This is a genomic window from Escherichia sp. KTE52, from assembly GCF_000408325.1.
GTDB lineage: Bacteria > Pseudomonadota > Gammaproteobacteria > Enterobacterales > Enterobacteriaceae > Escherichia > Escherichia marmotae.
The window spans coordinates 1,755,603-1,771,279 of the sequence record NZ_KE138680.1 but is presented as its reverse complement, the minus strand read 5'-3'; the positions used below and the strand labels follow the sequence as shown (position 1 = coordinate 1,771,279).

The window sequence follows — 15,677 nt, the reverse complement described above, 5'->3', positions numbered from 1 at the left end:
TTTATTTTTGTTCAAAAATACAATAGCCACGCATTGGTACATTTTCTTTTCTTATTTTTTCACACTAATTGTATCTATTTTGAACATGAGAATATTTGCCAATAGTTTAATATTATTGGCCAAAACAATATTACCGGTTGGGAAGTGTGGTTTTATATTGTTATTTAATATATATAGAATAAATATAATTTTTATATGAGTAACACAACCGGGAGATAAAATTCGCCCTGGGTGTGATCATCATCACATAAATAACCTTCGTAAACCTCGCCCAATACCGCTCAACTGCAAAACTGACCGCTTACATCCCTAATATAACCGCTCAGTTATTTACCTTACTTTACGCGCGCGTAACTCTGGCAACATCACTGCAGGATAGCGGTCTATTTACCTCCTCAAACGCAACGCAAACCTAGAACGGCTTCGGCCAACTATTAATCAATACATGCCAGGTTTTACTATGGATACTAAAAAGATATTCAAGCACATACCCTGGGTGATTCTCGGAATCATCGGTGCATTCTGCCTCGCGGTAGTTGCATTACGTCGGGGGGAGCACGTCAGTGCCCTGTGGATCGTGGTCGCCTCTGTGTCGGTGTATCTGGTGGCGTATCGCTACTACAGTCTGTACATCGCCCAGAAGGTGATGAAACTCGACCCCACGCGCGCGACGCCTGCGGTTATTAACAACGACGGTCTGAACTACGTTCCGACCAACCGTTACGTGTTGTTTGGTCACCACTTCGCCGCTATCGCCGGTGCTGGTCCGCTGGTGGGGCCGGTTCTCGCCGCGCAAATGGGCTACCTGCCGGGCACGCTGTGGCTGCTGGCAGGCGTGGTGCTGGCCGGTGCGGTTCAGGACTTTATGGTGCTGTTTATCTCTTCTCGCCGTAACGGCGCATCTCTCGGTGAGATGATCAAAGAAGAGATGGGGTCAGTACCTGGGACTATCGCGCTGTTTGGCTGTTTCTTAATCATGATCATCATCCTGGCGGTACTGGCGCTGATCGTGGTTAAAGCCCTGGCCGAAAGTCCGTGGGGTGTCTTCACCGTTTGCTCAACCGTACCGATTGCGCTGTTTATGGGTATCTACATGCGCTTTATTCGTCCGGGGCGTGTAGGTGAAGTCTCTGTCATTGGTATTGTGCTGCTGGTTGCCTCTATCTACTTCGGCGGCGTGATTGCTCACGACCCTTACTGGGGTCCGGCACTGACCTTTAAAGACACCACCATTACCTTCGCGCTGATTGGCTATGCGTTTGTTTCCGCGCTGCTGCCGGTGTGGTTGATCCTCGCACCGCGCGACTATCTGGCAACCTTCCTGAAAATCGGCGTTATCGTCGGCCTGGCGCTGGGTATCGTGGTGCTGAACCCGGAACTGAAAATGCCTGCGATGACTCAGTACATTGATGGTACTGGCCCGCTGTGGAAAGGCGCTCTGTTCCCGTTCCTGTTCATCACCATCGCCTGTGGTGCGGTATCTGGCTTCCACGCGCTGATCTCTTCCGGTACGACGCCGAAACTGCTGGCTAACGAAACCGACGCGCGTTTCATTGGCTACGGAGCAATGCTGATGGAGTCCTTCGTGGCGATTATGGCGCTGGTTGCTGCGTCCATCATCGAACCGGGTCTTTACTTCGCGATGAACACCCCGCCAGCGGGTCTCGGCATCACCATGCCTAACCTGCATGAAATGGGTGGCGAGAACGCGCCTGTCATCATGGCACAACTGAAAGACGTTACCGCACACGCGGCGGCAACTGTCAGTTCCTGGGGCTTCGTGATTTCGCCGGAACAGATCCTGCAAACTGCGAAAGACATTGGTGAACCTTCTGTCCTGAACCGTGCGGGTGGCGCGCCGACGCTGGCGGTAGGTATCGCTCACGTGTTCCACAAAGTGCTGCCGATGGCTGACATGGGCTTCTGGTATCACTTCGGTATTCTGTTCGAAGCACTGTTCATCCTGACCGCGCTGGATGCCGGTACGCGTTCTGGCCGCTTTATGCTGCAAGACCTGCTGGGCAACTTCATCCCGTTCCTGAAAAAAACCGACTCTCTGGTTGCCGGTATCATCGGTACTGCGGGCTGTGTGGGTCTGTGGGGCTACCTGCTGTATCAGGGTGTGGTCGATCCGCTGGGCGGCGTTAAGAGCCTGTGGCCGCTATTCGGTATCTCTAACCAGATGCTGGCAGCCGTGGCGCTGGTACTGAGCACTGTGGTGCTGATTAAGATGAAGCGCACTAAATACATCTGGGTTACCGTTATCCCGGCAGTATGGCTGCTTATCTGCACTACCTGGGCGCTGGGTCTGAAGCTGTTCAGCAACAACCCGCAGATGGAAGGCTTCTTCTACATGGCAAACCAGTACAAAGAGAAGATTGCTAACGGTACTGACCTGACGGCACAGCAGATTGCCAACATGAACCACATCGTTGTGAACAACTACACCAACGCAGGCCTGAGTATTCTGTTCCTGATTGTGGTGTACAGCATCATCTTCTACGGTTTCAAAACCTGGCTGAAGGTGCGTAACAGTGACAAACGTACTGACAAAGAAACGCCGTACGTTCCAATCCCGGAAGGCGGCGTGAAGATCTCTTCGCATCACTAACCGGTTGCCGGATGCGCTGCGCGTATCCGGCCTACAAAGTGTCTATCGTAGGCCGGATAAGGCGTTTTACGCCGCATCCGGCAAATCCCCGGCCCGGCTCTTCCGGGCTTTACGCATATCTGGAAGGCAAAATGTTTGGTAACTTAGGACAGGCAAAAAAATATCTCGGCCAGGCGGCGAAGATGTTGATTGGCATTCCAGACTACGACAACTACGTCGAGCATATGAAGACCAACCATCCCGACAAGCCGTACATGAGCTATGAAGAATTCTTCCGCGAACGCCAGAACGCGCGCTACGGCGGCGATGGTAAAGGCGGTATGCGCTGTTGTTAATGGAGAGAGCATGAACCCGATTGCAGTCACCCTACTCACCGGTTTTTTAGGCGCGGGCAAAACCACCCTGCTACGCCATATTCTTAACGAACAGCACGGCTATAAGATTGCCGTAATTGAAAACGAATTTGGCGAAGTCTCCGTCGATGATCAACTGATTGGCGACCGCGCCACGCAGATCAAAACGCTGACCAACGGCTGCATCTGCTGTTCCCGCTCCAACGAACTGGAAGATGCGCTGCTCGACCTACTGGATAATCTCGACAAGGGCAATATTCAGTTCGATCGTCTGGTCATTGAATGCACCGGCATGGCCGATCCCGGCCCGATTATTCAGACCTTTTTCTCCCATGAGATTTTATGCCAGCGTTACCTGCTGGACGGCGTGATTGCGCTGGTGGATGCGGTACATGCCGATGAGCAGATGAACCAGTTCACTATCGCCCAGTCACAGGTTGGCTACGCCGACCGTATTCTGCTGACCAAAACCGACGTCGCAGGCGAAGCAGAAAAACTGCGTGAACGTCTGGCGCGCATCAACGCCCGCGCGCCGGTCTACACCGTCACCCACGGCGACATCGACCTGGGTCTGCTGTTCAACACCAACGGTTTTATGCTGGAAGAGAACGTTGTCAGCACCAAACCGCGTTTCCACTTTATCGCGGATAAACAAAACGATATTTCGTCGATTGTGGTGGAACTGGATTACCCGGTAGATATCAGCGAAGTTTCCCGGGTGATGGAAAACCTGCTGCTGGAGTCGGCGGATAAACTGCTGCGTTACAAAGGGATGCTGTGGATTGACGGCGAACCTAACCGCCTGCTGTTCCAGGGCGTCCAGCGCCTCTACAGCGCCGACTGGGATCGCCCGTGGGGCGATGAAAAACCGCATAGCACGATGGTGTTTATTGGGATCCAGTTGCCGGAGGAAGAGATAAGGGCAGCGTTTGCGGGGTTGAGGAAGTAAGTTGGGATGATGGCCGCCACTTGGCGGCCTGAATTATTTTTTGTTCTGATCGCGCAGCATCGCTTCACGTAAAATTGCATTCAGGCGGGTTTGATAGCCTTTACCTGGCCGCTTCAGCCATTCCATCACATCAGCATCAATACGCACCGAAGCCTGGGTTTTCAATGGCCGATAAAACTTACCCCGTTCGGCGTTTGACCATTGCTCATCGCTGGAAGGAGGGATATCACTGTAATCAATATCCTCGTCGGATTTATTCGCCAGAGCCTTCAGTTCGGCCTCATGCTGCACATCGAGTGTAGAGGGTGTCCCTCGTTTATGTTTAACCATGCTCATAGCGACTCCTCTCTTTACGATCTGCTTTTCGTGCACTAATGATTCGAATAATTTCATTTCCGCTTTCGAAACGGATGATATGCGCAACCAGAATAACTACGATGCCGTGTACCAGGCCGATAGTCTGCCAGCGATACTCACCGTTTCCTACGCGATCTTGCTGTGACAAATGTTGTGGATCATCAAACACTAACACCGCATCTTCAAAGCGGATGCCATGTTTCACCCGATTACTTTTGGCCTTGTTTGCATCCCATTCAAACTCCATTGGCATAATTGCCATCCCTAATTGTATATACAAAAATGTATCTACAATTGTTCTGTAATTATAGCGTTGATGTTGGAAATAGCATCACGTTCTGGATAATCAACCATGAAATTGACAATGTGTGAGTTGGACTTGATTCATCCAATAGAATTTCTCGCCTGACGTGGCACACTAAGCACCTCGCTGTCGTTAAGGGATTACCGTGAAAAACTACAAAGTTATTACTCCGCTTTTTCCTACCTATGCGCAAGTTAAGGCTATGATGAAAGCCGTATCAGGCTATTCTCTGAAAGCGGTGCGCAATATGATTACCGCCATTCACGAGCAAACCGGTACGCCGCAAAAACCCGTTGACTGGTCAGAACCCGACCTGTGGATCAGCGAACGCTTAACGGGTGAAGATGCCGACATCGCCCGTCGTATTTGGGATACTGATAATCATATTCTGAACCCGCGCCACAGCTACGGCTGCTACTTATTCCTCAACTATCCTCAGTTTGAGCTGATGGAAAGCACGCCAGATGATACCTGGCAGCCCACCTCGCGCGGGGAAAAATTCCTGCAAGATGACGAAAAAACGCTGCGTTCACTGGACGATCAGGAAGGCATTCTGCAACTGCTTGAGCTGCTGGCTGGCCGCGAAATGTCGCGCCGCGCCGATTTATTGCCGGAATGGCAGGCCTTTTTGCATCAGCATTCGAAATTCGCTTCCGCCAGTTCGGTAAAAAGCACGCTCTACTCCCGTCTCTATAACCTTATCGACCGTGACATGGTTAACCGTGAAGGCATGAGCTATCGCATTACCGACACCGGGCGCGCCTGGCTTGGAAAAGCGTTGCCAGCACGAAAAAGTGATCCCCGTAAAGAGCTGCTGGAAGCAGTGAAACGCTACAACGAGCAGCAAAAAGAGCTGTTGCGCGAACAAATCAGCACGATGAACCCGTACAAGTTTGAGCAACTGGTCGGCCAATTACTGGAGGCAATGGGCTACGAACAGGTCGAAGTGACCAAAGCCTCAGGCGATAAAGGTGTGGACGTGATTGGTCAGGTGCAGGTCGGCATCACCACCATTACCGAAGTGGTGCAGGTCAAAAGAATGCAGAACACTATCACTCGCCCGTATATCGACCAGTTGCGCGGGGCGTTGCCTTACCACAAAGCCATTCGCGGTACGCTCATCACCACCGGGAAATTTGCGGCAAAATGTGCAGAAGCGGCGCTCTTTCCGGGGGCAGCGCCCATTACGCTTATCGATGGCGATCGCTTACTGGAACTGTTAATCGAAAATAACGTCGGCATTCGCCGCAGCAATGCAGTGGAATTGCTGGATGTAGATTTGCAGTTGTTTGATGAGCTGGAGATGGATTAAAGGGCGAAATCTGCCGCCTCTACCATTACAATAGCGACCCAATTTATCTGAACAGAGTTCATCATGGCCAAAGCACCAACTAAAAAAGCCAAAGCAAAAAAAGGCTTTGAAGAAACATTATGGGATACCGCAAACCAGCTTCGCGGTAGCGTTGAATCCTCCGAATACAAGCACGTGGTGTTAAGCCTCGTGTTCCTGAAATTCATCAGCGATAAGTTTGAAGCACGCCGCAAAAAAATGATTGCCGATGGGCAAGCAGACTTCCTTGAGATGGAAGTGTTCTACCAGCAGGACAACATTTTCTACCTGCCGGAAGAGGCGCGCTGGTCGTTTATCAAACAAAATGCCAAACAGGACGATATTGCGGTTCGTATTGATACCGCCCTCTCGACCATTGAGAAACGTAACCCAACCCTGAAAGGCGCGCTGCCAGACAACTACTTCAGCCGTCAGAATCTGGAAACCAAAAAGCTGGCGTCACTGATTGATACCATCGACAACATCGAAACGCTGGCACACGAAACTGACGTTGAAACGTTATCGAAAGAAGACCTGGTCGGACGCGTTTACGAATACTTTCTCGGTAAGTTTGCCGCAACCGAAGGCAAAGGCGGTGGTGAGTTCTACACGCCCAAATGTGTGGTTACGCTGTTAACTGAAATGCTCGAACCCTTCCAGGGCAAAATTTATGACCCGTGCTGCGGCTCGGCGGGGATGTTCGTGCAGTCGGTGAAATTTGTCGAGAGCCACCAGGGTAAAAGCCGTGATATCGCGCTGTATGGTCAGGAACTGACAGCCACGACGTATAAACTGGCAAAAATGAACCTCGCTATTCGCGGTCTTTCAGCAAACCTTGGCGAACGCCCGGCAAACACTTTCTTTAACGACCAGCACCCGGATCTGAAAGCCGACTACATTCTGGCGAACCCGCCGTTCAACCTGAAAGACTGGCGTAATGAAGCCGAATTAACCGAAGATCCACGTTTTGCCGGTTATCGTATGCCGCCAACCGGTAACGCCAACTACGGCTGGATTTTGCATATGCTCTCCAAGCTGTCGGCTAACGGTACAGCAGGTTTTGTGCTGGCAAACGGTTCGATGAGTTCTAACACCAGCGGTGAAGGCGAGATCCGTGCACAGATGATCGAAAATGATCTGATCGACTGCATGATCGCTCTGCCAGGTCAGTTGTTTTACACCACGCAGATCCCGGTGTGTTTATGGTTTATGACCAAATCGAAGGCTGCCGATCCGGCCAAAGGTTATCGTGATCGTCAGGGCGAGACGCTGTTTATTGATGCGCGTAACCTCGGCACTATGATTAGCCGCACAACTAAAGAGTTAACGACGGAAGATATTGCCACCATCGCCGATACCTACCATGCCTGGCGCAGTACGCCGGAAGAACTGGCTGCACGGATTGCGCGTGGTGACAGCAAGCTGGAAAAATATGAAGACCTGGCTGGCTTCTGCAAAGTTGCGACCCTGCAAGATATTAAAGATAACGACTACGTTCTGACACCGGGCCGCTATGTGGGTGCAGCCGAGCAGGAAGAAGACGGCGTAGCGTTCGAGACAAAAATGCGCGAATTGTCGAAGACGTTGTTTGAGCAGATGAAGCAGGCGGAAGAACTGGATCGTGCGATTCGCCAGAATCTGGAGGCGCTGGGTTATGGGGAGTAAGTTGCCTAAATTAAAACTATCAGAATTTGCATGTAATGCTTCACGGCGTTTTATTTTTAATAATAAGGAAAAGGTAGTATTCATAAATACCAGTGATGTTTTATCTGGCAAGTTTCTACATAAGAATTTGATTAGTTCTAAAGGATTACCGGGGCAGGCTAAAAAAGCCATTAAGAAAGGAGATATTTTATTTTCTGAAATTCGCCCCAATAATAATAGATTTGCGTTAGTTGATTTTGACGACTGTAATAATTTTGTTGTTTCAACAAAGTTTATGGTTTTAGAAATCAATCAAGAAATAATGGATTTGGAGTTTTTTTACCTTCAGTTAACAAATCCACAAACATTAGCTGACTTCCAACATATCGCAGAATCTCGTTCAGGTACTTTTCCTCAAATCACATTTGATGCTATTAGTCATTATCCTTTTTTCTGTCCGAACAAAATTTATCAGTCACAGATAAAAAAAGTACTTTTATCAATCACAAATAAAATTGAAATTTGTCAGAAAAATAATATAACCTTAGAACAAATGTCCCAAACCCTGTTCAAATCCTGGTTTGTGGATTTTGATCCGGTGGTTGATAACGCTCTGGATGCAGGAAATCCAATCCCGGAGGCTCTGCAATCTCGTGCCAAGTTGCGTCAAAAAGTACGTAATAGTACAGATTTTAAACCGCTTCCGGCGAAAATCCGCTCGCTTTTCCCAAGTGAATTTGAAGAAACGGAGTTGGGTTGGGTGCCAAAGGGTTGGAATATATCCATGGCAGGTGAAGAGTTTATTGTTAAAGGTGGTTCAACACCAAGTACAGCCAATGAAGATTTCTGGAATAATGGAACTATTCACTGGACTTCACCAAAAGATTTGACGGGAAATGAAAGCAAAGTTTTGCTTGATACGACTAAAAAGATTACGCCATTAGGACTAGCCAAAATATCATCAGGGCTTTTACCTATAGATACAGTATTGATGTCATCACGAGCTCCTATTGGATATTTAGCGATCAATAAAGTTCCAATGGCTATAAATCAAGGATATATTGCAATTCCTTCTGCTAAACATTTATCACCAGAGTATACCATCTACTGGCTTGACAATATTATGGATGATATCAAAGGAATGGCCGGAGGAACGACTTTTGCAGAAATAAGTAAATCAGCTTTTAAAACAATTAAATTACTTATTCCTTCTTCGGATATAATTACCGAGTTTTCACGTATAACTCGCAACCACTTTGATAAGGTTGTTCAAAATACAAAAGAGATAGACTCACTAACCAACCTCCGCGACACCCTGCTCCCGAAACTTATCTCCGGCGAGCTATCCTTGGAAGATCTTCCGGATCTCACCACCGATACAGAAGCCGCATAACGCATTTTGCCCCTGTAAAATCAGGGGCTTTCTGGTAAGGTTTTCTACTGATACAGGAATGCTTACCAGAAATTGGCCAGGGTTGGAGCGCGATATGAGTCTCTCTTTCAGTGAAGCAAAATTAGAACAAGCGATCATTGAACTGTTACAGGATCAGGGATATCAACACCTGATCGGCGATAATGTCCCACGTTCGAGTCTCGATCAGGTCATTATCGAAGACGATCTCCGTCATTATTTAGCGGCACGCTACCAGCCTGATGGCATTACTGAAGAAGAGATTCAGCGACTGATCAAACAGTTCACCACGCTTCCTGCTTCCGATCTTTATGAAAGCAACAAAACATTTTGTCGCTGGCTGGCAAATGGTTTTCTGTTCAAACGCGACGATCGGCAACAAAAAGATCTCTATATTGAATTGCTCGACACCCGGCATCTACCTGCCGCACTGCGCCAGATATTTGACGCCGAAGATGTCCCGTTGCAACAGGCGGCGGAACTCCCGCCTTCCTATATTAATCCGCCGCTTAACCGGATTAAGATTGTTAACCAGCTTAAAATCTCCGGTAAAGATAATCAGACTCGTATTCCTGACGGCATTCTCTATATCAATGGTCTGCCACTGGTCGTCTTTGAATTTAAAAGCGCGGTGCGCGAGCAGGATGCCAGTATTGGCGATGCCTGGAAGCAACTCTGCAAACGCTATCGCCGGGATATTCCGCAACTGTTTATCTACAACGCGCTCTGCATTATTAGCGATGGCGTAAATAACCGGATGGGCAATCTGTTTGCGCCCTATGAATACTTTTACTCATGGCGCAAAGTCACCGGTAATGAAAACCGTGAACAGGACGGAATTCCGTCATTGCACTCAATGATTCAGGGGCTGTTTCACCCGGTACGTCTGTTGGATGTGATTAAAAACTTTATCTGCTTCCCGGATAAAGCCAAGCATGAAGTTAAAATTTGCTGCCGTTATCCGCAGTACTATGCCGCCCGCAAACTCTATTACAGCATCAAGCAAGCGCGTAAACCTTTCGGTAGCGGTAAAGGCGGCACCTACTTTGGCGCAACGGGCTGTGGCAAAAGTTACACCATGCAATTTTTAACGCGTCTTTTGATGAAGAGCGTGGAGTTTGCCAGCCCGACCATTGTTTTGATCACCGACCGCACCGATCTGGACGATCAGCTTTCTGCGCAAATGTGCAACGCCAAAAATTACATTGGCGACGACACCATCGTTCCCGTTACCAGCCGTGAAGATCTGCGTAATCAGCTAGCGGGACGCAATAGTGGCGGTGTCTTCCTGACAACGATCCATAAATTCACCGAAGACACCGAACTCCTTTCTGAACGCAGCAATATCATTTGCATCTCGGACGAAGCACATCGTAGCCAGGTTAACCTCGACCAGAAAGTCATCGTCGATAAAGAAAGCGGAAAAGTGCGCAAAACTTATGGCTTTGCGAAATATCTGCACGATTCACTGCCAAACGCCACCTATGTTGGCTTTACCGGCACACCGATTGACGCGACGCTCGATGTCTTCGGTGAGGTGATCGACAGTTACACCATGACCGAATCCGTTCAGGATGAAATCACTGTGCGCATCGTATACGAAGGCCGTGCGGCTAAAGTGATCCTGGACTCCAGCAAACTGGAAGAAGTCGAAAAGTATTACGAAGAGTGCGCAAACGCAGGCACCAATGAGTGGCAAATCGACGAAAGCAAAAAAGCCACCGCAACCATGAATGCGGTTCTGGGTGATGAAGATCGGTTAAAAGCCCTCGCGGAAGATTTTGCTAAACATTATGAAAAACGCGTAGCCGAAGGTTCCACCGTAAAAGGCAAAGCCATGTTTGTTTGTGCCAGCCGTGAAATTGCCTGGGATTTCTACCGCCAGCTTAAAGCTATTCGCCCCGCCTGGTTTGAGGTGAAGCAAGCACCCGATGGCGTCGTCCTGACGAAACAGGAGCAGAAAGAGTTACCGCCTTCTGAAATGGTGAAAATGGTCATGACGCGCGGTAAAGATGACGACGAGGCGCTTTATGATTTACTGGGCACAAAAGAATATCGTAAAGAGCTGGATAAGCAGTTCAAAAACGCTAAATCGAATTTCAAAATTGCCATTGTTGTTGATATGTGGCTGACCGGTTTCGACGTCCCGGAACTGGATACTATCTATATTGATAAACCCTTACAAAAACATAACCTTATCCAGACCATTTCTCGCGTTAACCGTAAACTGGAAGGCAAAAGTAAAGGGTTAGTGGTGGACTACATCGGAATTAAGAGTCAGATGAACCAGGCACTGGCAATGTATTCCCGCATTGATGCCACCAACTTTGAAGATATTCAGCAATCGGTTATAGAAGTTAAAAACCATCTCGATTTGTTGGGGCAAGTCTTTTACGAATTTGACAGCCGGGATTATTTTAGTGGTGAACCACAAGCGCAATTATCCTGCCTCAACCGCGCAGCGGAATTTGTTCTGCGCACCCAGAAAGTTGAACGTCGTTTTATGGGACTGGTTAAACGCATGAAAGCCGCCTACGACGTCTGCTGTGGCAGCGAAGCACTATCACAGACAGAACGTGACTATATTCACTATTATCTTGCTGTTCGTTCAATTGTTTTCAAGCTGACGAAAGGTGACGCACCGGATGTCACCCAGATGAATGCACGCGTTCGTGAAATGATTGCAGAAGCGTTAAAAGCTGATGGCGTAGAAGAAATTTATTTTCTTGGCGACAAAAAAGCGGAATCTATCGATATTTTTGACGAAGATTATCTGGCACGAATTAACAAGATCAAACTTCCGGCAACGAAGATCCAGTTATTGCAAAAATTACTGGAGAAAGCGATCAGCGACTTCAAAAAAGTGAACCAGTTGCAAGGGATTAACTTCACCCGCCGCTTCCAGGCGATTATAGATCGTTATAATGAGCGACGAGAAGATGATGTACTCAACGGTGAAGAATTTGATACATTCAGCCAGGAAATGACCGATATTATCTATGATATTAAAACCGAAATGGGCACCTGGGCCAATTTAGGTATTGATATTGAAGAAAAAGCGTTTTACGACATTCTTGCCCATATGCGCGATAAATATCAGTTCACCTATGACGATGAAAAAATGCTGTCGCTGGCAAAAGAGATGAAAAGCGTGGTTGACAACACATCGAAATATCCTGACTGGAGTAAACGCGATGATATTAAAGCGAAACTAAAAGTTGAACTTATTCTGCTTCTACACAAGCATAAATTCCCGCCAGTAGCGAATGATGATGTTTATATGGGTGTGCTGGCACAGGCAGAGAATTTTAAAGAACATCATATGAGTGCTTTAAATTAATTATGAAGGCCGGATACACTTTGTTATCCGGCCATTCTGAATTAACGTTAGATTGAGCAAGGGCTGTATCGTCACGGGGAGAAATTGCCGTCGGTGCGCAGCTTAAGTCAGGGGCACGGCGTCAGCATCAGTAGCGTGCAGCAGGCGTATCAGACGCTGGTGACGATGAAGCTCATCACTCCGCAACCACGTTCGGGCTATTTTGTTGCGCAACATAAAACCCAGCCACCAGCAGCTTTAATGTACCGTCCACGCAAATGGCGGCAGCAACGTTTGTGCTGGAAGGTCACTATCATCGCCATATCCGGCGGATGCGGCAGAACTATCAGCGCAATATGGCGCTTTATACCTGCTGGATATGGGAATATTTTCCCTGCGAAATCTGTATTACACGCCCGAAAGGCGGATTTTTACTGTGGATAGAACTGCCTGAACAGGTCGATATGGTCTGCGTCGCGCGGCAACTGTGCCGCATGAAAATCCAGGTAGCGGCAGGCTCGATTTTCTCAGTTTCCGGCAAATACCGTAATTGTCTGCGCATCAACTGCGCTTTACCGCTCAGCGAAACTTATCGCGAAGCGCTAAAGCACATTGGCGAGGCCGTGTATCGGGCAATGGAATAAATACGAAATAGTAGCGAAGCGCTGGAATTTCCTCTCACGAATAGCGTGTAACTCGTTTTATCTCTGCCGGGTCATCGCCACGTTCCAGCCTGATTTAGGCAAAGTGCACTTTGTTCATGCCGGATGCGGCGTGAACGCCTTATTCAGCCTACAAATATCGTAAATTCAATAGATTGCAGATAAAATGTAGGTCTGATAAGCGTAGCGCATCAGGCAGTTTTTCGTATGCCATCAGTCTCTGATTAGTACTCGATCCATGGATCGCGCTTGCTTTCAGGCAAGGGCTGCTCTAATGCCTGCATTTGATCTGCCGAAAGTCCGGTGATTTTTTGTATCCATTCAGGATCTGCCCCATTCTGCAACAACAATCGGAGGAGGCGCTGTTCCCCTTCTTCTTTCCCTTTCTCCCTCCCCAACAGCCATCCATCATGATGAATTCGCTCTGCAATCGTCATTATTCGCTCCCTTTGTTGTGGCATTCGACGGGTAAGTTCGCTGATAAACTTCTTAAAACGCGCTTCATCACCAGTCAGTAAAATGTAATTTAACAGCGCAGTTATCTGGCTGTCATTAGCACACTCTGTAACCAGTAATATTACCAGTTGATCGATAAGCCCCATCAGATCGCGCTGGCGAATATGCTTTTGGATCAACTCCAACAGGGCGACTCTGCGATGCTGTACAATCTCGTCGTCCGGCACCACGGTGACATCCACCAGCGGGAACGCGGCGGTATAAAGTTTCCGTGCGGTAGCCGGGTCGGCAAATTCATCCAGCCAGCACAAAGACCAGGGATAAGGACTACGGCTACCGTGATAAAACAGCATAGGGATGACCAGCGGTAGCGGTTGGCGTTTATCATGCTCTATATGGCGCTGCATCACCGCCATGGAATATCGCATCAGACGAAAGGCCATATGAATATCCTCGCGGCTCTGATGTTCAATCACCACATAGATATAGCCATCACCTTCGCGGGTCTTTACCGACCACAGAATATCGGAGTGTAGCGCCCGCAATTTTTCATCGACAAAGCGGGCTGATTCCAGTTTTAAGGTGTCGAGATCGCACAGTTCACGTAAATCTTTGGGTAAGTGGATCTCCATAAAATCCCGCGCGGTGTCAGGGTGGGAGAGAAAGGATTTAAATAATGCGTCATGCGGCGTGCTGGTCGTGAAGTTTGTCATGGCGAGCCATCACCTATAAAAGAGATGGCCTGACTTTAGCGATTAATAAACCGACTCTCACCTGGTAATTTCCCATTCCCCGAGGCGCTTTCCAGGCTATTTTGGTTCTCCTGCAAGCGATACATTTTTCTGGAAGGCATCTCGATTTTTGCGTGAATCTACCGCCAGGCTCTATCCTTACGATATGAATAAAATCATTGAACTCCGACGCGCCAAAATGCTGGCGCTCTCTTTGCTGCTCGTCGCCGCTGCGACCTTTGTTGTTACGCTTTTTCTACCCGCCAATTTTTGGGTGAGTGGTGTTAAGGCTATCGCAGAGGCGGCAATGGTCGGCGCGCTGGCAGACTGGTTTGCGGTGGTGGCGTTGTTTCGCCGCGTGCCGATTCCGATTATTTCTCGCCATACGGCGATTATTCCGCGAAATAAAGACCGGATTGGCGAAAACCTCGGCCAGTTCGTGCAGGAAAAATTTCTTGATACCCAATCGCTGGTCGCGCTGATTCGTCGTCATGAACCGGCATTATTGATTGGCAACTGGTTCAGCCAGCCGGAAAACGCCCGCCGTGTCGGTCAGCATCTGTTGCAGATCATGAGTGGTTTTCTCGAACTGACCGATGATGCACGTATTCAGCGTCTGCTTAAGCGCGCGGTGCATCGGGCGATTGATAAAGTGGATCTTTCCGGCACCAGTGCATTGATGCTGGAGAGCATGACCAAAAACGATCGTCATCAGGTGCTGCTCGATACGCTGATCGCACAGTTGATTGCCCTGCTCCAGCGTGATAAATCGCGCAAGTTTATCGCCCAGCAGATTGTCCGCTGGCTGGAGAGTGAACACCCGCTAAAAGCCAAAATTTTGCCTACCGAATGGCTGGGTGAACATAGCGCAGAGTTGGTTTCTGACGCCGTGAATTCTTTGCTTGATGATATCAGCCGCGATCGCGCTCATCAGATCCGCCATGCGTTTGATCGCGCCACCTTTGCGTTGATCGATAAGCTAAAAAACGATCCCGAAATGGCGGCGCGCGCCGACAATATCAAAGCGTATCTGAAAGAAGATGAAGCCTTTAACCGCTATCTCAGTGAATTGTGGGGGGATTTACGGCAGTGGCTGAAAGCGGATATCAACAGCGAAGACTCTCGCGTGAAGGAGCGTATCGCGCGGGCAGGTCAGTGGTTTGGGGAGACGTTAATTGCCGATGACGCCTTGCGGGCGTCGTTAAATGGTCATCTCGAACAGGCCGCGCACCGCGTCGCGCCTGAGTTTTCGGCATTCCTGACGCGACACATTACTGACACGGTAAAAAGCTGGGATGCGCGCGATATGTCACGGCAAATCGAGTTAAACATCGGCAAAGATCTCCAGTTTATCCGCGTTAACGGCACGCTGGTTGGGGGTTGTATCGGGTTGATACTGTATCTTTTATCGCAAATCCCGACCTTGTTATCCATCGGCAATTTTTAGAGATCAATGAAAATACGCTAAGAGGCTAACCGCGAGAGAGATCAAATAAACCACACTAAAAACATGGTAATAATGTGGCCTCTTTTCATCATCTCCCGTGTTA

At 48.6% G+C, this 15,677-nt stretch carries 11 protein-coding genes and 2 pseudogenes; 10 read left to right on the top strand and 3 right to left on the bottom strand.

The window, feature by feature from the left end; genetic code table 11:
• The first annotated feature begins 460 nt into the window (after positions 1 to 460).
• The 3 genes from btsT to yjiA all read left to right on the top strand — a co-directional run bounded on the left by btsT (position 461) and on the right by yjiA (position 3,913).
• On the top strand, positions 461 to 2,611 hold the full coding sequence (btsT, locus tag A1SC_RS03425; RefSeq protein WP_016262837.1) for a pyruvate/proton symporter BtsT: 2,151 nt from the start codon (positions 461 to 463) through the stop codon (positions 2,609 to 2,611).
• Between the two features lie 131 nt (positions 2,612 to 2,742).
• Positions 2,743 to 2,946 (top strand): YbdD/YjiX family protein, encoded by a 204-nt coding sequence (locus tag A1SC_RS03430; RefSeq protein ID WP_000467859.1) that lies wholly within the window; start codon positions 2,743 to 2,745, stop codon positions 2,944 to 2,946.
• A 10-nt stretch (positions 2,947 to 2,956) separates the two neighbouring features.
• Complete coding sequence (gene yjiA, locus A1SC_RS03435; RefSeq protein ID WP_001297640.1) at positions 2,957 to 3,913, top strand: GTPase; 957 nt, start codon at positions 2,957 to 2,959, stop codon at positions 3,911 to 3,913.
• A gap of 33 nt (positions 3,914 to 3,946) precedes the next feature.
• Here yjiA and A1SC_RS03440 read toward each other — a convergent pair whose 3' ends face one another.
• Together A1SC_RS03440 and A1SC_RS03445 are read right to left on the bottom strand one after the other, a co-directional pair.
• The gene (locus tag A1SC_RS03440) at positions 3,947 to 4,249 is read right to left on the bottom strand and encodes a BrnA antitoxin family protein (protein WP_000063150.1); all 303 of its coding nucleotides are present in this window, start codon (positions 4,247 to 4,249) and stop codon (positions 3,947 to 3,949) included.
• On the bottom strand, positions 4,236 to 4,523 hold the full coding sequence (locus tag A1SC_RS03445; RefSeq protein WP_016249550.1) for a BrnT family toxin: 288 nt from the start codon (positions 4,521 to 4,523) through the stop codon (positions 4,236 to 4,238). Before A1SC_RS03445 ends, A1SC_RS03440 begins: the two co-directional genes overlap by 14 nt.
• Before the next feature lie 196 nt (positions 4,524 to 4,719).
• Here A1SC_RS03445 and A1SC_RS03450 point away from each other — a divergent pair, with 196 nt between their 5' ends.
• The 6 genes and pseudogenes from A1SC_RS03450 to A1SC_RS25955 form a co-directional block, all read left to right on the top strand.
• On the top strand, positions 4,720 to 5,886 hold the full coding sequence (locus tag A1SC_RS03450; protein WP_016249549.1) for a restriction endonuclease: 1,167 nt from the start codon (positions 4,720 to 4,722) through the stop codon (positions 5,884 to 5,886).
• Between the two features lie 63 nt (positions 5,887 to 5,949).
• Positions 5,950 to 7,569, top strand: coding sequence for a type I restriction-modification system subunit M (locus tag A1SC_RS03455; RefSeq protein ID WP_016262836.1), 1,620 nt, complete (start codon positions 5,950 to 5,952; stop codon positions 7,567 to 7,569).
• Entirely contained in the window at positions 7,559 to 8,941 is a 1,383-nt protein-coding gene (locus A1SC_RS0122440) for a restriction endonuclease subunit S (protein WP_016262835.1), read from the top strand. The genes A1SC_RS03455 and A1SC_RS0122440 overlap by 11 nt, the downstream gene beginning before the upstream one ends.
• 94 nt (positions 8,942 to 9,035) lie before the next feature.
• Positions 9,036 to 12,299 (top strand): type I restriction endonuclease subunit R, encoded by a 3,264-nt coding sequence (locus tag A1SC_RS03460; RefSeq protein WP_016262834.1) that lies wholly within the window; start codon positions 9,036 to 9,038, stop codon positions 12,297 to 12,299.
• Positions 12,300 to 12,392: 93 nt separating this feature from the next.
• Positions 12,393 to 12,446: pseudogene (locus A1SC_RS26265) on the top strand (hypothetical protein); the annotation flags it as partial.
• A gap of 77 nt (positions 12,447 to 12,523) precedes the next feature.
• Positions 12,524 to 12,922, top strand: a pseudogene (locus tag A1SC_RS25955) (aminotransferase class I/II-fold pyridoxal phosphate-dependent enzyme); the annotation flags it as partial.
• A 242-nt stretch (positions 12,923 to 13,164) separates the two neighbouring features.
• Here A1SC_RS25955 and A1SC_RS03470 read toward each other — a convergent pair.
• Positions 13,165 to 14,109: an Rpn family recombination-promoting nuclease/putative transposase gene (locus A1SC_RS03470; protein ID WP_016262833.1), complete on the bottom strand. Its 945-nt coding sequence runs from the start codon at positions 14,107 to 14,109 to the stop codon at positions 13,165 to 13,167.
• A 184-nt stretch (positions 14,110 to 14,293) separates the two neighbouring features.
• On the opposite strand from A1SC_RS03470, the gene A1SC_RS03475 reads away from it, so the two are divergent.
• Positions 14,294 to 15,574, top strand: coding sequence for a DUF445 domain-containing protein (locus A1SC_RS03475; protein ID WP_010378299.1), 1,281 nt, complete (start codon positions 14,294 to 14,296; stop codon positions 15,572 to 15,574).
• The last annotated feature ends 103 nt before the right edge of the window (positions 15,575 to 15,677 follow it).